This window comes from Robbsia betulipollinis (genome assembly GCF_026624755.1).
GTDB classification, from domain to species: Bacteria; Pseudomonadota; Gammaproteobacteria; order Burkholderiales; family Burkholderiaceae; genus Robbsia; species Robbsia betulipollinis.
Map to the genome: position 1 here is coordinate 1 of NZ_JAPMXC010000011.1, position 21409 is coordinate 21409.

Below are 21409 nucleotides of genomic sequence, written 5' to 3' on the forward strand. Positions count from 1 at the left end.
CGGAATCTGCAACGCCAACGGGCCATCGTCCGTGAGCACGGTCTTGGCGCTGCGGCCGTTGCGCTGGTTCGTGGTCTCGGGCGGGCGTTCCGTGCCGGTGGCGTAACCGAGGTGGTGGCCCATCTCAGCGCCCAGGGCCCGCTCGATCAGCGCCTTCTTGAACGCCATCGCGGCATCCTGGACGGCTTCGGCCGTCATCGGGCCTTTTACAAACTGGTCGATCAGCTCCTGGGGAATCGCGGGCAATTTCCGCGGCGGTGTCTTCGGTTTGCGTGCCATGGCTGTACATCGTCCTTTTTCGATATGTTAGCCCCGCACACAAAATTTATGACAGTCCCCGCACCGGAATCCGGAAACCGTGTGATCCCGCAACGAACGCGCCGCGACATACTCGTCGCGGCATGCTTCGCTTTACGCTCCGCGTCCGCCCTTCTGTTTTCATTCCCCCGTTCATTCCCCACTTTTCCTCATGTCAGCGCGATACCGTCGCCGATCGTCGCACCGCATTTCTTTTCCTGCATAAGCGGCTTTTCCGATGGCGCCTGGCTGGCGCATTGCGACATGCATCGCCTATCGCGGCGGATCAGCCATGCCTCGCGGTCACGAACTTTCCGACATCGAAACGTCCCTGGCATCAACATTGCGCAGCGCCGGCAACAGCGTGTTAGACTGGGTTGTCGATTTCAGACCCGGCATTCCAATCAGCACCCCTCTCCCCGATATCCCGCTTCCAGGCAAGGCCGGACGGCGATAACGCAGAAGGTCGACGCGGCACCTGCCGCCTCGACACGCAGAAGCATCAGGACGAAACACCATGAACGACACCATCAGAAGCTACCGCGGATTCGACATTTACCCGCTGATCTATTCGCATGTTCCCCGTCGCCCGGATGGCTCGCGCTCGCACTCGACCGGCTTCGACGCCTCGGTGAAAATCTGCAAGCGCGACAGCCAGGATGTGCAGACCGGCAGCAAGGTCTTCCGCGTCGTCGCGGCCGCGCCGTTTCCCGATGCGGGCGATGCGCGTCGCGCGTCGACACTCTTTGCCGAACAGGTGATCGATGGAAAGATCGCCGGGCAATCGGTCAGCGGTCTGTAGGGCAGCGTTCATGAACAGCTCGAGCCCGCCGAACGGCGTCAACGATATGCTCTCCACAGGGAAGAACCCCGCCCGCGACAACTACCTCGTCACCGCGTCCTCACGTCGTACGTCGAGCGGCACCGTGCCCACGCTCAAAGTGGTCCGGGTCAGCGACAAACGTGTCATCTATCCGTTCCAGGGCTGCGCGGACATGCCGTTGTTCGTCGAACCCGCAGAAGCGAAAGAATTCGCCGACGCGTATGGTTGGCAGCTGGTCGACGGCGACATCGCCGTCCCCGAATAAACGACGGGCCGCGTCGTACGGCGCGGGAGGGTCGACCGGAAAACGCGGCATGACGCACTCCCGCGCAGGAAAAACCGGCGCTGCGTCAGTTACCGGTTTTCAGGGTCGAATGCCGTGGCAGGGTGTTCCACTTGCTCCCCGCCGCGGCGCCCCATCCACCCTGCGTGAGCGACACGGCGAGCACTGCCATGAACGCACGCCGCATCGACGAAGTGCCGTCCCTGTCCGTATTGATGCTGGAACGCATGGCTTTTCTCCTTTTTCCAAATGAGAATCATTATCATTAAGAAGAATGATGCCTTCTTGTGCTCCTGCGCGCAATGCTTTTTCGCGACACCTTGCAAGGGCGTATGGGCCCAGCCCCGCGAAAAAAGCGCCGCGGCGCCCGAGGCGCGAAGATTTCGCTAGCCAACCGGGCAATATGGGTGCATCATAAACGCGCTTATACGCGTAAGTGCATGGGACATAGCGATCAAGAAGCTTTCTTATCTCCTGTCGCGCCGCCTCCGGTCGACGATCTGTCTTTGCATGCCGCGGCATGACGCCGCGCAGCATCCTCACTCTCTGACCTGCAGCCGCGCCAGAATGGCGCCCGGCACACGTGGGCTGTTTCGCCGGAGCCGGCAGGTCGCCTTCGGCGACGTCTCTTTGGCATGCGTATTCTTTTCGGGCGGTCAGCAGACTGCCCCGTTTGGCGTTTTTCCGTCGTTTTTCCGTCGTTTAGCGTCGGCCATCCGGCTGTCGGCCGCCGGTCAATCACCGGTCTCCCTCGCGCACCACGACGCGCAGTACAGCGATTTGCTGTCGACGTCCTGTCCGATACGTTCCCGACCGGAACGGCGCAGGGTGGCGATAGCCGCGATTACCGAAGCAGTGACATACTGTTCCCACTCATTTTTCGGCGCTCTCAATGGCAAAAGAAGAACTCATCGAAGTAGACGGTCTTGTCGAGGAAGTCCTCCCCGATAGCCGGTTTCGCGTCACCCTCGACAACGGCGCGGTAGTTGGCTGCTATGCGTCGGGTCGCGTGCGCAAGCACCATATCCGGATCCTCGCGGGCGACCGCGTGACGATCGAACTGTCGGTGTACGACCTGACGAAGGGCCGTATCAATTTCCGGCACAAGGACAGCAACGCTCCGACCGGCGGCGCGCGTCCCCCGGTGCGTCGACGCCGCTGATCCGCGTTCGCCGCTTGCGCGGCGGCCGCTCCGCTGGAAGGCCGCGCGCGTGGTGGCCGGTGCCATCCGGACCGTCGCGACATGGGTCGCGCCGGGCGGCACCCCATAAGCCTGTCACACGCAATACCCTCGGTCCCGTGCCCCCGCACTGGCCGGGGCAGCCGGCAGCGGCAGGGTCCCCGACCGTTCCGCCACCGCGTTCATGCAGTGCGTCGTCCCGTCACGAATCCCGTGCCGACGACATTCACAGGAGTTCTTATGGCCTACCAGCGCAGCCCCAGTCGCGTCCCGTCCGATCGTCGCAGCGAATATGCCGTGGCGGACGATGCCCGGGCCGAAGTGCGTCGTCAGCAGGACCTGACGCTCGACAACACCGCCGGCAAATGGCGTTACAAGGCCATACCGCTGAAGGGACGAGCACACGCCGAGGAACACTGACGCGACGTTCGCTCCAGACGGCGCGCGTCGCCTGGGACGCGTCCCTCACGCGTCGATGGGGTCACCCGGTGCGCGCAGCAGCGTGACGATCGCATAGGCCTTGCGCGGACCCTCCACAGTGGTCCGCTGGACGATACGGCGTGCGGCACCGGCACCGCCGAAACCATGAAAACGGTAGGCGGCCCGATAGAGGTCGCGCCCACACAGATGCTGGTCCACCCCCTGCCAGTCGGGGCGGCCCGCGCGGCCGCGACGCGCATCCGGCTCCCCCTCGGTCATGATCTCGAATCGCAGATACCGACGCCCTCTATCCGGGCCGTCGGCGAATTCGACCTGCACCGCGCTTCCCGCCAATCGGTAAACGTAACGGCGCACCGCGCGCACGCGGACGCCGCTCGCCAACTCAAGCATCCCTTCCTCGGTGTAGGCCAGCGTATCGCCGTCCAGGCGCTGGAACCGCGCCGCGCCGCGCAGACGCGCGCGCATCGCAGGCATGTCGGCGAGGCGGCTTGCGGATTCAGGGGCGGTGGCAGCGGCCACGCCAGGGCCGGCTTCACATCCGGCGTCACATTCCGCTCCCCACGGAATATCCCGCGGCCGGTCCAGGATGCGCCGATCGAGCCGCCACGGACCTTCGAGCCGTTCGAAGCAGCGCCGCACTGCCGCCGCCGCTTCCGTTTTCGCTTCCGTCTCCTCTTCCATGCTTGCGCGATCGATCGCCGTCATGTTCCCGCACTCCACGTTCAGTCCAGCAATGCCTGGATCGCGAGCAGATAGCCCTTGATGCCCAGCCCGACGATGCAGCCGCGTGCGGCCGGTGCGATATACGAATGGTGGCGAAACGCCTCGCGCGCATGCACGTTAGACAAATGCAGCTCGATCACCGGCACTGCCGCGCCCTTGATCGCATCGTGCAGCGCGACCGACGTATGCGTGTAGGCGGCGGCGTTCAGCACGACGCCCAGCGCGCTGCCCGCTCGGACCGCCTGCCCAGCCTCGTGGAGCCAGTCCACGAGCTGTCCCTCGTGGTTCGATTGCCGGCAATCGACCTCCACACCCAGCCGTGCACCCTCGTCGCGACACCGCCGTTCGAGGTCGTCGAGCGTTTCATGCCCGTACACGGCGGGCTCGCGCCGACCCAGCAGATTGAGATTCGGACCGTTGAAAACGAAGATTTTTTTCATGATGGCATCGGTGAAGGTGCGACGGATTGTACCGCGCGGCCAAACGGAAAGATTTGGTAAGGATTGGCGAAGTGCGCAAGTTGCTCGGCATTTTACAAAAGGCACGATCGGCGATCATCGCTATTCTCCCTTTGCCTCGCGTTCGTCCTGGACGCCGACCCGCCATGCGCCTCATCCCGGCCTGCTTCGCTACCCTCGCCCGTCGTCCGGCCCGCTGGCCGAAGCGCGCCGACGGCCTGCCGGAACGCAGCGCGGCGCCCTCTCCGACACCGCCCTCTCCGACACCGCCCGCTCAGGGCATCGCACTGTTCGCGTTGCTGGCCGCCACGCTCGCGCTGCCGGGCTGCGCCTGGACGCTGATCTCGGCCGCGGACGCCGTCGGCTCCGTCACGCAGGCGGGTTTCAGCGTCGCCTCGTCGTATTCTTCGCCGACGTACGTCACCGGCCGCCCGATTCAGGCGAATCGGGTCTGCATCGAGCTCAACAACACCGTGGCGGTCGAGGATCTGGTGCCGGCCATGCGCGTCGCCCTGGGGCGGCTCGGCGTCGATTCCACCGTCTACAACGTCGGCACCGCCCCGCCCGACTGCCCGGCGCGCCTGAGCTATCAGGCGACCCTCGACTGGGGTCACCGCTCCTTCAGCGACGAATACACCCGCTACCTCTCGGCGATCGACCTGCGCCTGGTGCATGGCAACGATCTGGTCGTCGCCCATTACCAGACCGAGGGTCTCGCGGTCGACCGCTTTGCGGCGACGTCGAACAAACTCACCAGCCTGATTCGAAAGATGGTCGTCGGTCCGTCGGCGCAATTGGCATCGGTGCCGCCGCTGGCACCCGAGCCGAGCACCTCGGGCTATGTGATACCGGCAACCGGCCCCGCTTTCGTGACGCCGGTGGACGACATGCCGACCCACGTGACGTCGACGTCCCTGCCGGGCGCGCTGCCGCCGCCGCCCGATCTGTCTGGCACCGGGACGTACGGCGGCGGAGCGAATGCGCCCGCGAGCGGGCCACTGAACCCCGGCACGCGGCCGCGCGCGAACGCGTCGTACGGCAGCGCGAACACCGCGGCCGGATCGCCCTGAACGGCGAAACGCCCGCGCTCACGCCACCGTGCCGGGGAACGGACCTGGCGAACATCACGCGCGGGCCCGCCGCCCTCCCCTCACGTCGCCGGGCTGCCGTGGATCGCGCCGGGACGCGCTTCGACGGGGATGACGATGCGCACCGACAAGCCGCCGCCCGGCGCGTTCGATATCTCGCAATGTCCCTGTGTCTTGCGGGCCAGCCGCGCGACGATCGCCAGCCCCAGCCCGCAATGCCCATCGCCGCTACGCGCCGAATCCAGACGCGCGAACGGCTTGCTGGCCTCCTCGATCAACGCTTCCGGAATGCCCGGGCCGTGGTCGCGAACTTCCATCACGGCGTCGCCGCCGCGCCAATAGGTGCGGATTTCCACAGGCGGCTCGCCATGCTCGAGCGCGTTGTCGACCAGGTTGGTCGCCAGCCTGTCGAGTACCGTACGCGGCAATTCGAACCGCGCACCCGCCTCGAGCGCATGGATGAAAAGCGGCTGCTCGCCGTTTTCCGGTATCGTGAACTGCCGGGCCAGGAAGGTGTCGACAGTGACTCGCGGGCCATCGGCGGGTTCCGAACCGGCAAATTCGAGAAACTGCTGGACGATGTGCGTGAGGGAGTCGATATCGCGGCTGAAGTGCTCGCTGTCCGCGTCGTCGAGCACGCTGGCGCGCAGCTTCAGGCGGGTCAGCGGCGCCTTCAGGTCATGCGCGATGCCGGCGAGCATCAATGACTTTTCGTCTTCGCTCTCGCCGATACGCCGCATCATCTGATTGACCGCATGGATCAGCTCGCGCACCTCGAACGGGCCCTTCTCCGCCATCGCGGCCGGCCGCTCGCCGCCGCCAAAACGCCTGGCCAGTTGCGCGACCTCGGCCATCGGCCGCTGCATCTGCCAGGCGGCGCCCAGCGACAGCACCACTGCGGCGACGAGCATGGCGACCGCTTCGATCAGGATCGGCGGCGGCGGCGGCGCATTGAGCGGCATGACAATCCAGTTGCCCACGCCGGGATAGCGCACCCAGAGGTGCAGGACATCGTCTTTTCTTTCCACGCTCACCAGGCTGCCGGGCGGCAGGCCGTCGCGCAGGCGCGCGATCAAGCGCGTCATGTCTCCGGCGTCCGGCCCGCCCAGCACGTGCCCGTCCGTCCCCGGCACCAGCCGTACCTTGAGCGCGGGGGGCAGCCGGATGCCGTTGCCGGCGTTGTCGTGCACGGTCTGCAACACCAGCAGCAGGCCGCGCGCATAGCCGTCGCCCTCGTGACGCGGCCGCTGGATGGTCAGCACCGTGAACCACGCCGCCTGCACGGCAAACAGCACCAGCGTCGCGAAAACCGCCATGCGCCCGAACACGGTATCGAGCGGACGCCCGCGGATGGACGGCAGCCACATCAGGAGATATCGATGTTCGGTACGAACACATAGCCCTTGCCGCGCACGGTCTGGACGTGCCGCGGATTGGACGGATCGTCCTCGACGACCCGGCGCAGCCGCCAGATCGGCACGTCGAAACCCCGGTCGCGAAAGCTTATCGACTCGCCGCGCAACAGGTGATGCAGGTATTCGCGGCCCAATACGCGGTATGGATGACGGACGAAGACGTTCAGCAATGCCAACTCGCTGTCGCGCAGGGGCAACGGCTTGCCTTCGCACAGCAGACGGCGCGTCATGCTGTCGAACCGGAAACGGCCAAAATCGAAGACTTCGCCACCCTCGGCCGACGCGGGTGGCGCGGCCACACCCGACGCTTCGCGCCGCAGCACGGTATCGATGCGCGCCATCAACTCGCGCGGCTCGAAGGGCTTGACGATATAGTCGTCGGCACCCATCTCCAGACCGGCCACCCGGTCCTTCACGCTGCCCAGGGCCGTCACCATGATGACCGGGATGTCGTCGCCGACGCTGCGCAGCTCGGCCAGCATGCGCAGGCCGTCGACGCCGGGCATCATGACGTCGAGTACGACCAGCGACGGCCGGTCGCGCGCCAGCCGCTCGCGCAGGCTGACGCCCTCCTCCAGGGCGGAGACGTGATAGCCGCGCGGCGACAGATAACGCGCGAGCAGTTCCCGCACGGCGGGATCGTCATCGACAATCAGAACGGAAGTTTCCATGGCCAAAGTTTAAGGGCGCTCGACCTTCGCGGGAACGTGGCATGCATGCCGCAGTATTACGCGGCCTTACGCGCGTCTCCCCTCCGGCAATATAATACAAGGCGGGACACCAGCCACCGGCATCGCACAGCGAAAGACTCCGCAAGAAAACCTTTCGCAAAACCTTTCGGCGTGCCTTTAGAATTCTGCGAATGAACACTCATGTCCTTATCGTCGATGATGACGCGGTCGTCCGCGATCTGGTTCGCGAATATCTGCAGAAACACGGGTTCGCGGTCTCGGTGCTACATCATGGGCTGGGATTGCGCCGGCGCCTGGAGATGGAGCGGCCGGCCATCGTCGTGCTCGACGTGATGATGCCCGACATGGACGGTATCACGGCCTTGCGCGAGCTGCGGGCATCCGGAGACGACATTCCGGTCATTTTCCTGAGCGCGCGCTCCGACGTGATCGATCGCATCATCGGCCTGGAATTGGGCGCCGACGACTATCTGCCCAAGCCATTCGATCCCGAGGAACTCGCCGCGCGCATCCGCACGATCCTGCGCCGGCGCATGGCGATCAACCCCGGCGTGCCGGAAAGCCGGCCGCCTTACCGTTTCGGCCCCTTCGAAGTCGACTTCGCCGCGCGCGAACTGCGCCGTGACGGCGAGCGCCTGCCGTTGTGCGAAAGCGAATTCGCGACGCTGCAGGTGTTCGTGCGCAATGCGATGACGGTCATGAAGCGCGCGCGCCTCAGCGAACTGCTGCACGGGCAGTCGGATGGCGCGCGCGATCGTAACCTGGACGTCTCGATCTGGCGGCTGCGCCGGGTCATCGAAAGCGACCCGTCGGAACCCAGCTATATCCAGACCGTATGGGGCAAGGGATATATTTTCGTGCCCGACCGCGAGCTTGGCGCCGCCGAACACCTGGACGGCTGAACGGCGGCCGCACGGTGCGCGGGCGGCCACCGGGCGGCCCGCGGCCGCGGCGGCATCAGAAGGTCAGCACGTTCAGGAACAGCCGCTGCAACCAGCCCAGCGACGTCGCGTCGCTCAGCACACCGGCACCCGTCTCTTCGATGCGCGCGTTCGCGATCCGGTTCGACGCGACGGTGTTGGTCGGATCGATATCGATCGGATTGACGATGCCGGAGAAACGCATCTTGGTGTTGACGTTGTTGGTGGCGATCATCTTGTCGCCGGCGACCATCAGATTGCCGCTGGGCAGGGTCGAGATCACGGACACCGTGAGGGTGCCGGTCAGCGAATCGTTGCCGGTGACGTTGGCCTTGCCCTTGAACGACGTATCCGCCGAACCGACGTTGAACAGCCGCGCCAGACGCTGGGCCGTGCCGGTGGTCTGGTCCGCGGCTTTCGCGCTGATATCGCTCGCGCGGCTCGCATCGGTCGTCGCGGTGTTCGCCGTGACGAGGGCTTCCTGCAATTTCACCGTCAGGATGTCGCCGACATGCCGGGCGCGCCGGGTCTCGAAAAACGCGATGGAGGTGCCCGTCTGGTAGATGCCGCCCGACTGGTTCATTGCCGTCTGCGGGTCCATCAACGGCGGATAGGTCGGCACCTTGACGATGGTCTCGGGCTTCGAACTGGAACAGCCGGCGAGCAGGCCTGCCCCGGCCAGCACCGTCCAGCTCAGCCGCCGCGCGGCGCGCGCCAACGCCAGGCGCGAGCGCGTCGACGCGGGGAAAGGGATCGGGGAGCGCATATCCCCGCTCAGTCGATCGCGGCCGAGCAGGCGTCGAACGGCACCGCCGCCGCGTGGCCCACCAACGGCACGATTTTCAGGGTTGCGGAAGTCAGACGGCAAGGCAGGGCGGCGACGCCGCAGCCGCCGACCAGCTGGAAGACGCCGGCAGCGGCGATCCAGACGCCAAAACGCAAAACTGTGTTCATGAGATTCGAGCCGAAAGGACGACGAGAGGGCCAAAGCCTGCAGACTCCCATACCGGTGCATCGATGTCTGCGTACCAGCATCGCATGATGCCTGTTTTCGACGCTGAGAATCAGACAAGGATCACGTCGATTTCGTAAATCCTTACCAATTCTTTCATCCCCTCAGTCCCCGCGCGGCAATACTTATTCGAATTGCTCGCTCCGCTTCGGCCCATCCGATCTGCTAGGATTATCGATCCTGCTTTGCGAACCGTGTTTCGACGCGGCGCCCAGGCGAGTTTCCCGCGCATTCCCGCGTCGCGGCGATGTGATCCGGGGAACCCTTCGTTCATCAGACAAAGGAATCCGACATGACCATCTTTCTTGGCGATACCGCCCCCGATTTCGAGCAGGATTCGTCGATCGGCAAAATTCGCTTTCACGAATGGGCGGGCGATTCGTGGGTCCTGCTGTTCTCGCATCCGGCGGATTTCACCCCCGTGTGCACGACGGAACTGGGTCTGACGGCGAAGCTGAAACCGGAACTGGACAAACGCCACGTCAAGGCGATCGCGCTGTCGGTGGACGCGGCGCAGTCGCATGTGGACTGGATCAAGGATATCGAGGACACGCAAAAGACCGTGGTGGGTTTTCCGATCCTCGCCGATCACGACCGCAAGGTCGCGACGCTGTACGAGATGATCCACCCGAACCAGTCGAGCAGCGCGACGGTGCGCACGGTCTTCATCATCGACCCGAAAAAGAAGGTGCGCCTGTCGATGACCTATCCGATGAGCACCGGCCGCAATTTCGACGAGATCCTGCGGGTCATCGATGCGCTGCAGCTCACCGACGGCTACAGCGTGGCGACGCCCGGCAACTGGCGGGACGGCGACGATGTCATCATTCCGACATCGATCAAGGACGAGGCCGAACTGCAGCAGAAATTCCCCAAGGGCTTCACCGCCGAACGCCCTTATCTGCGTCTGACGCCGCAGCCGAACAAGTAGCGGCATCGGCAGGGGCGGGGACCTGCTCCTGCCCGATTTGCCCCTGCCCGATTTGCCCCTGCATGAGCCGCCTCAATACCTTGCCCGAACGGGTACGAGGAAAGGCGTCGACGAAGATCAGCCGGCGCGGCCGCGCGGCCTTGCCGAGCGCAGCCACCACGCGCGCGCTCAAACGCGCGGCCAGCACCCGTTCGTCGCACTCGGGACCTGCGTCGCCCCCGTCGCCCCCTTCGCGCCCGTCGCCCCGGCCTCCCCCGCCGCGCTCCGCGGCTCCCTCCCGCACGATGAACGCCACCGGCACCTGGCCCCGCAGGGCGTCGGCGATCCCGACCACCGCGACGTCGGCGATGTCGGGATCGGCCCGCAACACCTCCTCTATTTCCCGCGTGCCGAGCCGCTGGCCGGCGACATTGAGCGTATCGTCGCAGCGGCCCAGCAGGCTGACGCGGCCGTCGGCGTCGGCGATGCCCCAGTCGGCGGTCGAATAGCGCCGGCAGCCCGGGAACGCGGACCAGTACCGGGCGCGCAACCGCTCGCCCGTCGCAGCGTCGCCCCACAGTCCCTTCAGGCAGCCCGGCGGGAGCGGCGCGCCCAGGGCGACCACCCCGCGCCTGCCGGGCGCGCAACGCTCGCCGCTGTCCGCGTCGACCACCTCGAGCCGAAAGCCCGCGGCGGGCAGGCCCGCACGGGCACGCGCGCGCGGCAGCGGAACGCCGCCAGGCGCCGCACCGGCCACGATCGGCGAACCGGTCTCGGTCTGCCAATAGTGATCGACGACCGGTTTGCCGAGCGCCGCCTCGAGCTGCGCCGCGCTGCCGGCGTCGAGCGGCTCGCCAGCCAGAAACAGCGCGCGCAGCGCCGACAGATCGTGCCGCCGCGACAGCGCCCAGCCGCTGTGGCGCAGCACGCGCATGACCGTCGGCGCGCTCAGCAGGGCGTTGACACGATGGCGGGCGGCGATGCGCCACAGCATGTCGGACGCGGGCCGGTTCGGCGCACCGGAGTACAGCACCGTGGTGAGGCCGCCGATCAGCGGCGCGTAGACGCCATAACTGTGACCCACGACCCAGCCGAGGTCCGCGGTCGAGAACAGGGTGTCGCCGGCGCGCAACGCGAACTGATGGTGCAGCGACGCGGCCAGTGCCACCGCATGCCCGCCGGTGTCGCGCACGACGCCCTTCGGCTGGCCGGTGGTGCCGGAGGTGTGCAGGATGTACGACGACGCCGCGCTGTCGAGCCAGACGCATGCGATGCGGCATCCCCAGACGCGGGCCCTTTCGGGGCCATACGGCGAAAAGGCGGGCGCCGGGAACGGTGCGCCCTCGCCCCGCTCGACGTATAGCACCGTGCGCGGCCGATGCCGGGCGAGATGCAGGGCCGCGTCGACCAGCGGCAGGAGGCCGACGTCACGCTCCTGGGACGCGCCCGCTTGCGCGGTGACGATCGCCTTCGGCCGGCTGTCGTCGATCCGCTCGGCCAGCGCCCGGGCCGGGAAGCCCGCGAACACCACCACGTGGATCGCGCCCAGACGCGCGCAGGCCAGCATCGCGAACACCGTCTCGGGCATCACCGGCATGTACAGCAGCACGGTGTCGCCGCGCCGCACGCCGCGCCCGCGCAGCACCGCGGCCATGGCGTTGACCTCGTCGTGCAGTTGCCGGTACGAAAAACGCGCCTCGGTCCCGCTCGCGCCGCAGACATGGATCAATGCCGGCTGCGCGGCCCGCGTCGCCAGATGCCGGTCGACCGCGTTGTGACAGAGATTGGTTTCGCCGCCGACGAACCAGCGCGGCATTTCCGGATCGCTCGCATCGAGAATGCGCGTCGGCGGGCGATGCCAGTCGATGCGCGTCGCCTCCGCGGCCCAGAACGCGGCGGGGTCGTCGATGGATTGCTGATAGAGGGTGCGTTCCATCGCGGTTCATCGCCCGCGCGTGACCACGCCGTCCGCGCCCCGCGCGAACGGCGGGTAGTGCGCGAGATCGGCCTGCATCAGGTGATGGGGCCGGCCATGCACGCTGATCTCGTTCAGCGTGCGCCAGTGCAGCCGCCGGAACAAGCGGGCGTTCTGGCTCTGCACCTGGGCGAGGAACCGCGTGCAGCCGCGCGCATGCGCGCTCGTGACCGCGAGCCGGATCAGGGCCGCGGCAAGCCCCGCGTGGCCGCGAAACGCCGGATGGATCGCCAGTCGCGAGCCATGCCAGACGCCCGGCTCGCGCTCGTCGATCCGCACCGTGCCGGCGATCTGCTCGGGCATGCCGGCCAGGCAGGCGAAGGCGACGATCGGCGTCGCGCGCGCGTCGATCGCGTCCCGGTCCCCTGCCCCGTCGATATCGTCGAACAAACGCTGCTCGACGCAGAACACCCTGCGGCGCAGGCGGAACGCCTGGTCGCGCTCCCATTGTCCCAGCGCGAACTTGACGCGGAACTCGGTGTGGATGTAATCGGCAACCGGTTCGATCAGCATGATGTCGGCGTCCCGGCGATCGCCTCGAGCAGATGCCGCGCATCGCGCGCGACGCCGGAAAACCGGCCGGAACCCCAACTGTACTGCCAGGGCAGACCGAGGAAATACACCCCCGTGGCCGGCGTCACGCCGCGCGCATGGTGCGGATAGCCGCGCGCGTCGAAGATCGGCAGTTTCAGCCAGTCGTAGTCGCTGCGAAAACCCACGCACCAGATCACCGCGGTGATGCCGCTGTTGGCCAGGTCGAGCGCACGCACCGGTGCGCCGGGTTCCCAGACCGGCACATAGCGCGCCTCCTCGGGAGCGGCCATGCCGCGTTGCGCGATGAAGGCGTCGATGCTGGTCTTGATGCTCTCGGAAACGGCGTCGGCGCCATCGAGGTATTCCGCCAGACGCGCGTCGAACTGCGCCACGCCGTCGCGGATGTCGTTCAGGCGGCCGTACAGCCGCATGCCCTCGCGGGCGAACTGGCGCAGGTCGATATCGTGCCCGCCGTCGCGCCCGGTCACGTAGTGGTTGGTTTTGTCCCGCACCCCGGTGCCGAGCGGGTGTCGTTCCACCGGCAGGTCGTAATAGCCCATTTCATCGAGCCAGGCGACCACGTCCTTGCCGCGATAACGCCGCGCGACACGCGGCGCATCCCCCACGCACAGATGCACGGTGCGCCCGGCGAGATGCAGGTCCTCGGCAAGCTGACAGCCGGATTGCCCGGTGCCGACGACCAGCACCGCGCCGGGCGGCAAGGCAGCGGGGTTGCGGTAATCGATCGCATGCACCTGCGTGATCGACGCCGGCAGCGCGTGCGCCATCGCGGGCAGGATCGCCTGGTGATAGCCGCCGGTGGCAACGACGATCTGGTCCGTGGCGATCGTGCCGTGCGACGTGTCGACGATGTAACGGCCTTCCACGGGCTGGCCAGCCCCCGGTTGGCCGGCCCAAGGTTGGCCGGCCCGCGCCGTGGCGTTCGCCCTGACTTCCCGCACCGCCACGCCTTCGACGACCGGCGGGTCGAAGTGCGCCCGGTAGCGTTCGAGGTAGTCGACGATCGCGTCTTTCTTCATGAAGCCCTCGGGATCGTCGCCATCGTAGGGAAAGCCGGGCAAGGTGCATTGCCAGTTCGGCGTCACCAGGCAGAAACTGTCCCAGCGTTGCTCGCGCCAGGCGAAAGCGACGCGCCGGCGTTCGATCACCAGATGCGCGATGCCCTGCTGCTTGAGCAGATAGCTGATCGACAGACCGGCCTGCCCCGCGCCGATGACGACAACCGGGTACGATGGCCGCGCGAACGCGGCAGCGATGGAAAGCGGCATGACGATACGTTCCGGAGAAGAGCGGGCCGCGGGCGCGAACGCACGCGGGGGCGGTGAAAGCACATCGTGACTCGGTGCGCTCAGAGGAAAGCTTCGACGGTCACGACCGCGTCCGGTTGCGCGCGGAAGCGTTCCGCCTGCGCGTCGATACGCGCCATCTGGTCGGCGGCGGCGGAACAGGCGAAGCCGTACTTGGCGCGCACGCGCTCGCTGGCGATCGTCAGCGCGGTGCGCGACTTTTCGACGAACACCGCCAGCGGGTAGCGCTCGCCGACGGCGAGATAGTCCTTGATCACCAGCGACGGGGAATAGCACTCGCTGACCGATGCATCGGGCCAGCGGACGCGAAACAGCATTTCAGGCATGGCGAAGCTCCTTGGAAAGATCACCGGGGACGTCGCGCGCGCTATCGCCGGGGATATCAGCGGCACCCGCCGCGGCGGGCAGTGCGCCGCGGAATGCGCGATACAGATGCACATGCGTGCGGGCGGAACACGGCCAGCCGTAGCGCGCGCAGACCGCGAAGCCCGCCTCGCGTCGCGCGGCGGCGCGGGCCGGAGCGGCGTCGAGCGCGCGGGCGAGCGCCGCGGCGATCGACGCCGCGTCCTCGGGCAGCGCCCACTCGACCGCCGCGTCGTCGAGATATTCGGTAAACGGCGCGATCCGCGAGACCACCGCCGGCGTGCCGCTGGCGAGCGCCTCGAGCACCACCAGACCGAAGCCTTCGGTCAGCGACGGGAACAACAGCGCGTCGGCCAGCCGGAACAACGCCGGCATCGCCGCATCGTCGACGCGGCCCAGCGGCACGATCGGCGCGTCGGGTCCGAGGGTCAGACCGGCCGCCGCGACGGCGGCGCGAAACCGTGCCGCGTAGGCACCGTGGTCGAGCAGGCTGGCCCCGCCCGCGATCCACCACCGCGCTTGCGGCCAGCGTTCGCGCACGCGCACGAAGGCCGCCAGCGCGGTCAACGTGTTCTTGCGCGCTTCCACGCCGCCGACCGATAGCAACCGGGGCGCCGCGTCCGGACCGCCGAGACCGCCCATGCCGCCCGGATCGTTCATGACATTCGGACAGACCATGCCGAGGCGCCGCGCGAGTACCGCGTCCGCGGCGCTCGACCGGGGCGAGAAGCGGCGCCGGTCCACGCCATTGCCCACTACCTCCGCGTCGATGCCATGGTCGCGCCGGAGCGTCTGCCGCCAGCCTTCGCTCACGCACAGCACCTGGCGCGCGGCGGCGAATCCACGCGTCTGCCAGGCGTCGAGCCGCGCATCGGCGAAGCGATCCAGATGATGGACTGTGCGCACATAGGCGCGGATCCGGCCACGCTCGACGAGGGTCGCGAGCGCGTTCGCGCTGATCGAATCCTGCGCGTGGAAGATATCGTGCTCCAGCGCGCCCGGCGTCGTGTCGAAATACCGCAGCCAGTCGGCGATCCGCTGCTCGACGAGCGCGGGTAGCGGGCCGTCCACCGGCGTCGCCGGCACCGCGACGAAACGGCAATGCGCCGCGCGCGGAGCGCGGAACAGCCCGGCCCGATCCGCGTCCGGCGCGCACAGGCTGACGCAGTGGCCGGCGTCGGCGAGCGCGTCGCCCAGTTCGAGCGCGTGCACGACGCCCCCGCGCGGCAGCGTCGAATGCGTGAGCAGGCAGATCCGTAACGGGCGCGTCGTCATCGTCCGCCCGCGCGCGGCCCACAGCCGATCAACGCATCCTGCGTAAAATCCCATACGGTCGCCTGATCGGCATCCTGCGCATGGGAAACAGCGGCGGCAGCGGCGGCAGCCGCAGCAACAGCGGCGGTGCCGGTGGCAACAGCGGCGCCACCGGCGCGCAGGCGCACCGCGCGGCTCGCGTCGAAGCGGCCGATCGCGGCCGCCGCCAGTTCGCGTTGCGCGAACGCGGCGAGAACCGCGGGCAGCGCCGCGTCGTCGACCGCGAGCAGGAAACCATAGCTCGGGAAGAGGTCGATCCAGCGCGCGAGCGGCACCGTGGGCGGACGGGGTATCGCGTCGACATCGATCGTGAGACCCACACCGGAACACTCGGCGAACATCAGCGCGGTGCCGACGATGCCGGCCATGCTGATGTCTTTCGCCGCGCGGCACAGACCGGCCTCCGCCAGTTGCGGCAGGATGTCCAGATCGGCGCGCAAACGCGCGGCGGGCGCGCCGCTGCTTGCGTCCCAGTACGGAAACGGTTCGTGGAAGCCCCCGCGCAGGTCGATGACCGCGACCAGATGCTCGCCCGGGCGCGCCGCGAAGCTGCTCAACAAGCGCGTCGCGCGGCCCAGGATGGCGACCGAGAGCTGCTCGCGGTCACAGCGCCGGTTGCTGTGACCGCCCACGATCGGCACGCCGTAGACGCGCGCGGCCTGCGCGAGTCCGTCGAGGATCGGCGCCGCCGCGTCGCCCGGCCGGCTCCACAGGGCATCCACCACGGCGATCGGACGCCCGCCCATCGCATAGATGTCGCTGACATTGACCATCACGCCGCAATAGCCGGCGAAGCGCGGCTCGGCGGCGACGAACGCGTCGACGAAGCCTTCGATGGCGAACAGCAGAAAGCCATCGCCATCGGCCCAGGCCGCGCAGTCGTCACCCAGCGGCACGGCCGGCGCGATCGCGCCGTCGTGGCCGGGGCCGTCCGAACCTGCGACATCGCCCGTTGCCCCGGGCAGGTATCCTCCGCCCGCGCCCAGTCGGTCCACGACGGCGGCGATATCGCGTTTGTGCGCCACGCCGCGCGCCTCGCGCACCTGCCGGGCCAGCGCGGCGAGCGTGGCGGCGTCGGTGAACGCGGGGGCCGGCATGGGAGAACGCAGGTCGGCGCCGGCGGGCGCCGCGCCAGGCACATGCGCCGTCATGCCGGCGCCCCGGGTTCGAACGCGGCCAGCGACGAGCAGGCGCCGCACTTGCCGCAGCCGGCCTTGATGTCGCGCGATGCCAGACCGGCCGCCGCCAGCATGGCCGACAGCGGCGCATAGAGACCGCGCATGAAGGCGGGCGCGGGCGCCGGATGGTCTTCGAGCGGCGTGCCCGAGATCGGCACGAACGGCACCACGAAGGGATAGACGCCCAGCGCGATCAGCCGCTCGCTCATCGCCAGGATCGCCTCGGTCGTGTCGCCCAGTCCGGCGAGGATATAGGTGCTGACCTGACCGCGGCCGAACACCGCGACCGCCGCAGCGAATGCATCCATATACCGCTCGATCGGCACGCTCGCCTTGCCGGGCATGATGCGCTGGCGCACCGCCGGCGTCACCGCCTCCAGGTGCATGCCCAGCGCGTCGATGCCGGCGGCATGCATCCGCTCGAACCAGACGTCGCGATCGGGCGGCTCGCATTGTCCCTGGATCGGCAGATCCACCGCGGCCTTGACCGCGAAGGCGCTCTCGCACAGCACGCCGGCGCCGCGATCGGTGGCGTTCGGCGTGCCGGTGGTCATGACCATGTGTTTCACGCCGTCGAGCAACACCGCCGCGCGCGCCACCTCGGCGAGCTGCTCGGGCGTCTTGTGGGCGATCGTCCGCCCGGCGGCGAGCGACTGGCCGATCGCGCAGAACTGGCACGCCTTGCGCCGGCTCTCGTAGCGGATGCAGGTCTGCAGGATGGTGGTCGCCAGCACGTCGGCGCTGTGCAGCGTCGCGATCTGCGAATACGGCACGCCGTCGAAGGTCTGCAGCCGGTAGAAGCGCGGCTGCGCCGGAAAGGCAATCGATGCGATCGGAATGCCGTTGCGCATCAGGCGGCTGGTGCCGTCGGCTCGCGGCGTCTCGGCCACGAACGGCGATTGCCAGGCACCGGACGTATGCACCGGGATCATCACGGTACGTCCGCCCACGGTCACCGCCTTGTGGTCCGACGGGCCGGCGCCGCCGCGGCGACTCGGCGCGCCCGCGCCCGGATCCGCGAGCCGCAGTCCGAGCGACTGCAGTTCGGTGGCGAGCGCGGCATCGGCGGCGACAGCGCGGCCCGCATCGGCGTCGGGCGACGCGCCGCAGGCATGGGGCGCGGCGAGGGAATTCGCGAGAGCGGTATTCGGTTCGATCATGGGCAGGCTCCGGAAGGCGCGACCGGCACGGACTGCGTCGTCGCGTGCGCACGGTCGTCGATGGCCAGGCGCAGCAGTTCGGGTCGCGCGTAATGGCCGACGGAATCCATCATCCGCTTGCGCTTGGTGACCAGTGACATATCGAGATCCGCGATCACCATGCCCTCGCCTTCGGTAAGCGGCGTGCCGAGCAGCACGCCCTCGGGCGAGACGATCGCGGTGAAACAGCCGCCGCGCAGCGGTTTCTGCAGCGCCGGGTCCGCGGTGATCGAGGCGATCTGCGGCTCGCTCAGCCAGCCCGTCGCATTGATGACGAAGCAGCCCGATTCCAGCGCGTGGTGCCGGATCGTCACCGCCATCTGGTCGGCGAAAATCTGCCCGACCAGCGAGCCGGGAAACTGCGCGCAGTGGATTTCCTCGTGCTGCGTCATCAACGCATAACGCGCCAGGGGGTTGTAGTGCTCCCAGCAGGCGAGCGCGCCCACCCGGCCCACCGCCGTGTCGACCACTTTCAGTCCGCTCGCGTCGCCCTGTCCCCAGATCATGCGCTCGTGATACGTGGGCGTGAGCTTGCGCCGCTTGAGCCGCAGCGCGCCATCGGCGTCGAATACCAGCTGCGTGTTGTACAGCGTGCCGTGGTCGCGCTCGTTCACGCCGAGCACCACCACGATGCCGGCGGCGCGCGCGGCATCCGCCACCGCGTCGGTGACGGGCCCCGGCACCGTCACCGCGTGCCCGTAGAGGCGCAGATGATCCGCGCCGATCGCGAAAGGCGGCTTGATGAAGGAGAAATACGGGTAATACGGAACGCAGGTTTCCGGAAAGACGACGATCTGCACGCCCTGCGCCGCAGCCGCTCGAATCGCTTCGCACACCTTGTCGATGGTCGTATCGGGGCGGTCCAGATCGGGGGCGATCTGGACCGCCGCCGCGCGTACGATGCGCGGCGCGCTGGAGAGTGTCGTCATCGCGTCCTCACACCGTCCAGGTATCCAGGATGAAGGCGTTGTCGCGCCGGTGCAGCAACACGATGTCGAGCACGTCGAGCGGACTGATCGGGCGGATGCCCTCGATCAGCGAGGGTTCGCCATGGCCATAAAGCGCCTGCAGCGCGAAACGGCACGCGTAGACCTTGCCGCCTTCCTCCATGAATTTCTTGATCTGCTTGTTCACCGCGAGATGCCCCGGGAAGGCTTCGTCGCCGAGCGTCGGGAAACCGCGCTGGATGCCCAGGGTCACGCCGGGGCCGTAGAGCAGGATCGATGTCTCGAAACCCTTGCGCTGCAAACGCGTGGCCTGCAGCATGTTCACCAGGCCGATCGAACCCTCGAACGCCACCGTATGAAAGGTCACCAGCGCTTTTTCGCCGGGTTCCGCCTTCACGTCTTCAAATACCTTTTCTTCGTAATCGACAAAGAAATCACCGGCCTTGTGTGCGGGTTTGTCCACTGCGGGCATGTCAGTCTCCTGGGGAGGGTGGAGGATCGGAACCGGAACATCGGCGGAAAATCGCCGGCGTGCCGGACCTGCTTTCCCATGCATCGCATATGCCATCAATTAATTTGTCCGCTTGAATTGAATGCAGAACGGTCCATACAATCGATGCATCGGCGCAGCGCTTGCCGATGGCGAAAGGTGTTCGGCGGTGCGGGAAACGCTGGCTGTTTCGGGGTCCTTCGAACCCTCCGGTCAATGTCTCCATACAAGTTGCCCGGGGCGGTGCGCGGTGTCGCCGCCGGCGTGGGCCATCACGGTGCAGGCCTGCCCGGCACGGTTCGTTTGCTGCAATACGGTGCATACCTTCTGGGAGGGACGATGGACCATGCTCACTGGACGCCGCGCCTGCGCAAGAACGAGCGCAAGCCCGTTTACCTCGCCATCGCCGACGCGATCGGCGACGACATCGCGCTCGGGCGCCTCTCGCATGCCCAGCGTCTGCCGCCGCAGCGGGAGCTGGCCGAGCGCCTGGGACTGAATTTCACGACGGTCGCGCGCGCGTATGTCGAAGCGCAGCGGCGCGGCCTGATCGAATCGACCGTGGGCCGGGGCAGCTTCGTCAGCGGCCAGCGGCGGCCCAGCGTACCGCGCGCGCTGGTCGCCGGACCGGTGCTCGACATGACGATGAACATGCCGCCCGAGCCCGATTCCGCGCGCGTGCACGACGCGATGCGCGCGGGCTGCATCGCGCTGGCCGGGGAAATCGCGCACCTCACGCGCTATCAGGATTTCGGCGGCTCGGCGCGCGATTGCGAAGCGGGGCAATTGTGGCTGCGCCGCCGGGGCCTCGCGGTCGATCCCGCGCTGGTGATCGTCGTCCCCGGCGCGCAATGCGCACTGCTCGCGGCGCTCACCTCGCTGGCGCCGCCGGGCGCGTCGATCTGCTGCGAGGAACTGACCTACCCGGGCATGCGCGCGCTGGCGAAACAACTGGGCATCCGCCTGATCGGGCTGCCGACCGACAGCGAAGGCATCGATGCGCTCGCGTTCGCCGGCGCATGCGCGCAATACGCGCCGAAGGCGCTGTACTGCGTGCCGACGCTGAACAACCCGACGACGCTGACCACCAGCGTCGCGCGCCGGCATGCGCTGGCCGAGGTCGCGCGGCACTACGACGTCCCGATCATCGAGGACGACCCGTACGGCCTGCTCCAGGCCGATGCGCCGCCCCCGATCGCAGAATTTGCACCGGAACGCACTATTTACATAGCGGGCCTGTCGAAAACGCTGAGCGCGGGTCTGCGGGTGGGATACATGGTGGCGCCGTCGGCGGCGGCGCGCGCGCGGCTGGTGTCGGCGCTGCGCGCGACGACGGTGATGGCCTCGCCGATCACCGCCGCGCTGGCCAGCCGCTGGATCGGCGACGGCACGGCCGACATCATGCTCGCAGCCATCCGCAAGGAAACCGCCGCCCGCGCGCGCATCGCGATGCGCGTGCTGCCCGCGGGCGCGGCGTGGGTGCATCGCGACGCGTTCCACGTCTGGCTGCGCCTGCCCGAGGGCTGGATCGCCACCGATTTCGCCGCGCAGATGAATGCCTGCGGCGTCGGCGTGGTCGCCAGCCCGGCGTTCGCGGTGTCCGCGCATCCGCCCGAGGCGGTACGCATCTGCCTGGGCGGCCCGTTGACGCGAGAACAGATCGGCGGCGCGCTGACGCTGGTCGCGCAGCGCGTGGCCGCGCCGCGCGACGTCGCGCCGGCGGTCATCTAAGGACGAAAGCGGGACGATATCCCGACGCGGCATGACGACCGCTGCGACCGGCCACGCGCGCTTCAGCGACACGCGGTCCGCAATTTGCGACGCAGCGGACATGGGCGC

At 67.9% G+C, this 21409-nt stretch carries 25 protein-coding genes; 8 read left to right on the plus strand and 17 right to left on the minus strand.

The genetic code is table 11. The features are described 5' to 3' along the window. Nucleotides 1–279, minus strand: a 279-nt coding sequence (locus tag OVY01_RS20980) for a transposase (RefSeq protein WP_267849555.1), incomplete at its 3' end; no start/stop codon positions are given. A gap of 535 nt (nt 280–814) precedes the next feature. Here OVY01_RS20980 and OVY01_RS20985 point away from each other — a divergent pair. Both OVY01_RS20985 and OVY01_RS20990 read left to right on the plus strand, forming a co-directional pair. Further along, nucleotides 815–1099: a hypothetical protein gene (locus tag OVY01_RS20985; protein ID WP_267849556.1), complete on the plus strand. Its 285-nt coding sequence runs from the start codon at nt 815–817 to the stop codon at nt 1097–1099. 10 nt (nt 1100–1109) lie between these two features. Next, nucleotides 1110–1385 carry a DUF6723 family protein gene (locus tag OVY01_RS20990; protein ID WP_267849557.1) on the plus strand — a complete coding sequence of 92 codons (276 nt, stop codon included), beginning with the start codon at nt 1110–1112 and terminating at the stop codon, nt 1383–1385. 85 nt (nt 1386–1470) lie between these two features. Here OVY01_RS20990 and OVY01_RS20995 read toward each other — a convergent pair whose 3' ends face one another. Beyond that, on the minus strand, nt 1471–1632 hold the full coding sequence (locus OVY01_RS20995) for a hypothetical protein (RefSeq protein WP_267849558.1): 162 nt from the start codon (nt 1630–1632) through the stop codon (nt 1471–1473). A 663-nt stretch (nt 1633–2295) separates the two neighbouring features. Between OVY01_RS20995 and infA the strand changes: the two genes are divergently transcribed. Continuing rightward, nucleotides 2296–2565 carry a translation initiation factor IF-1 gene (gene infA, locus OVY01_RS21000; RefSeq protein ID WP_267849559.1) on the plus strand — a complete coding sequence of 90 codons (270 nt, stop codon included), beginning with the start codon at nt 2296–2298 and terminating at the stop codon, nt 2563–2565. A 258-nt stretch (nt 2566–2823) separates the two neighbouring features. Further along, nucleotides 2824–3003, plus strand: coding sequence for a hypothetical protein (locus tag OVY01_RS21005; RefSeq protein WP_267849560.1), 180 nt, complete (start codon nt 2824–2826; stop codon nt 3001–3003). A 45-nt stretch (nt 3004–3048) separates the two neighbouring features. Here OVY01_RS21005 and OVY01_RS21010 read toward each other — a convergent pair whose 3' ends face one another. Both OVY01_RS21010 and aroQ read right to left on the minus strand, forming a co-directional pair. Next, complete coding sequence (locus OVY01_RS21010; protein WP_267849561.1) at nt 3049–3729, minus strand: DUF6314 family protein; 681 nt, start codon at nt 3727–3729, stop codon at nt 3049–3051. Between the two features lie 17 nt (nt 3730–3746). Continuing rightward, nucleotides 3747–4187 carry a type II 3-dehydroquinate dehydratase gene (gene aroQ / locus OVY01_RS21015; protein WP_267849562.1) on the minus strand — a complete coding sequence of 147 codons (441 nt, stop codon included), beginning with the start codon at nt 4185–4187 and terminating at the stop codon, nt 3747–3749. A 164-nt stretch (nt 4188–4351) separates the two neighbouring features. On the opposite strand from aroQ, the gene OVY01_RS23200 reads away from it, so the two are divergent. Next, complete coding sequence (locus OVY01_RS23200) at nt 4352–5275, plus strand: hypothetical protein (protein ID WP_349293545.1); 924 nt, start codon at nt 4352–4354, stop codon at nt 5273–5275. Nucleotides 5276–5355: 80 nt separating this feature from the next. Here OVY01_RS23200 and OVY01_RS21025 read toward each other — a convergent pair whose 3' ends face one another. Then, nucleotides 5356–6660 (minus strand): ATP-binding protein, encoded by a 1305-nt coding sequence (locus OVY01_RS21025; RefSeq protein ID WP_267849563.1) that lies wholly within the window; start codon nt 6658–6660, stop codon nt 5356–5358. Continuing rightward, entirely contained in the window at nt 6660–7379 is a 720-nt protein-coding gene (locus OVY01_RS21030) for a response regulator (protein ID WP_267849564.1), read from the minus strand. The genes OVY01_RS21025 and OVY01_RS21030 overlap by 1 nt, the downstream gene beginning before the upstream one ends. 191 nt (nt 7380–7570) lie before the next feature. Between OVY01_RS21030 and OVY01_RS21035 the strand changes: the two genes are divergently transcribed. After that, entirely contained in the window at nt 7571–8302 is a 732-nt protein-coding gene (locus OVY01_RS21035) for a response regulator (RefSeq protein ID WP_267849565.1), read from the plus strand. A gap of 55 nt (nt 8303–8357) precedes the next feature. On the opposite strand, the gene OVY01_RS21040 is transcribed toward OVY01_RS21035, so the two are convergent. Beyond that, nucleotides 8358–9086, minus strand: coding sequence for a flagellar basal body L-ring protein FlgH (locus OVY01_RS21040; RefSeq protein WP_267849566.1), 729 nt, complete (start codon nt 9084–9086; stop codon nt 8358–8360). An 8-nt stretch (nt 9087–9094) separates the two neighbouring features. After that, nucleotides 9095–9274 (minus strand): DUF6726 family protein, encoded by a 180-nt coding sequence (locus OVY01_RS21045; RefSeq protein ID WP_267849567.1) that lies wholly within the window; start codon nt 9272–9274, stop codon nt 9095–9097. A 350-nt stretch (nt 9275–9624) separates the two neighbouring features. Between OVY01_RS21045 and OVY01_RS21050 the strand changes: the two genes are divergently transcribed. Next, nucleotides 9625–10263 carry a peroxiredoxin gene (locus OVY01_RS21050; protein ID WP_267849568.1) on the plus strand — a complete coding sequence of 213 codons (639 nt, stop codon included), beginning with the start codon at nt 9625–9627 and terminating at the stop codon, nt 10261–10263. On the opposite strand, the gene OVY01_RS21055 is transcribed toward OVY01_RS21050, so the two are convergent. From OVY01_RS21055 to OVY01_RS21095, 9 genes are all read right to left on the minus strand, one after another. Continuing rightward, nucleotides 10214–12178 carry an AMP-binding protein gene (locus OVY01_RS21055; RefSeq protein WP_267849569.1) on the minus strand — a complete coding sequence of 655 codons (1965 nt, stop codon included), beginning with the start codon at nt 12176–12178 and terminating at the stop codon, nt 10214–10216. The genes OVY01_RS21050 and OVY01_RS21055 overlap by 50 nt on opposite strands. Before the next feature lie 6 nt (nt 12179–12184). After that, entirely contained in the window at nt 12185–12730 is a 546-nt protein-coding gene (locus OVY01_RS21060) for an MSMEG_0567/Sll0786 family nitrogen starvation N-acetyltransferase (RefSeq protein ID WP_267849570.1), read from the minus strand. After that, nucleotides 12724–14040 carry an MSMEG_0569 family flavin-dependent oxidoreductase gene (locus tag OVY01_RS21065; RefSeq protein ID WP_267849571.1) on the minus strand — a complete coding sequence of 439 codons (1317 nt, stop codon included), beginning with the start codon at nt 14038–14040 and terminating at the stop codon, nt 12724–12726. The genes OVY01_RS21060 and OVY01_RS21065 overlap by 7 nt, the downstream gene beginning before the upstream one ends. Nucleotides 14041–14120: 80 nt before the next feature. Next, on the minus strand, nt 14121–14405 hold the full coding sequence (locus OVY01_RS21070; RefSeq protein ID WP_267849572.1) for an MSMEG_0570 family nitrogen starvation response protein: 285 nt from the start codon (nt 14403–14405) through the stop codon (nt 14121–14123). Beyond that, nucleotides 14398–15717 carry an MSMEG_0565 family glycosyltransferase gene (locus tag OVY01_RS21075; protein ID WP_267849573.1) on the minus strand — a complete coding sequence of 440 codons (1320 nt, stop codon included), beginning with the start codon at nt 15715–15717 and terminating at the stop codon, nt 14398–14400. Before OVY01_RS21075 ends, OVY01_RS21070 begins: the two co-directional genes overlap by 8 nt. After that, the gene (locus tag OVY01_RS21080) at nt 15714–16853 is read right to left on the minus strand and encodes a sll0787 family AIR synthase-like protein (RefSeq protein WP_267849660.1); all 1140 of its coding nucleotides are present in this window, start codon (nt 16851–16853) and stop codon (nt 15714–15716) included. Before OVY01_RS21080 ends, OVY01_RS21075 begins: the two co-directional genes overlap by 4 nt. Nucleotides 16854–16903: 50 nt before the next feature. Continuing rightward, entirely contained in the window at nt 16904–18094 is a 1191-nt protein-coding gene (locus OVY01_RS21085; protein WP_267849574.1) for an MSMEG_0568 family radical SAM protein, read from the minus strand. Continuing rightward, a complete protein-coding gene (locus OVY01_RS21090; RefSeq protein WP_267849575.1) occupies nt 18091–19062 on the minus strand; it encodes a Nit6803 family nitrilase in 972 nt (323 codons plus the stop codon). The genes OVY01_RS21085 and OVY01_RS21090 overlap by 4 nt, the downstream gene beginning before the upstream one ends. Before the next feature lie 7 nt (nt 19063–19069). Beyond that, complete coding sequence (locus OVY01_RS21095; protein ID WP_267849576.1) at nt 19070–19552, minus strand: MSMEG_0572/Sll0783 family nitrogen starvation response protein; 483 nt, start codon at nt 19550–19552, stop codon at nt 19070–19072. A 234-nt stretch (nt 19553–19786) separates the two neighbouring features. On the opposite strand from OVY01_RS21095, the gene OVY01_RS21100 reads away from it, so the two are divergent. Continuing rightward, nucleotides 19787–21301 carry an aminotransferase-like domain-containing protein gene (locus OVY01_RS21100; RefSeq protein ID WP_349293546.1) on the plus strand — a complete coding sequence of 505 codons (1515 nt, stop codon included), beginning with the start codon at nt 19787–19789 and terminating at the stop codon, nt 21299–21301. The last annotated feature ends 108 nt before the right edge of the window (nt 21302–21409 follow it).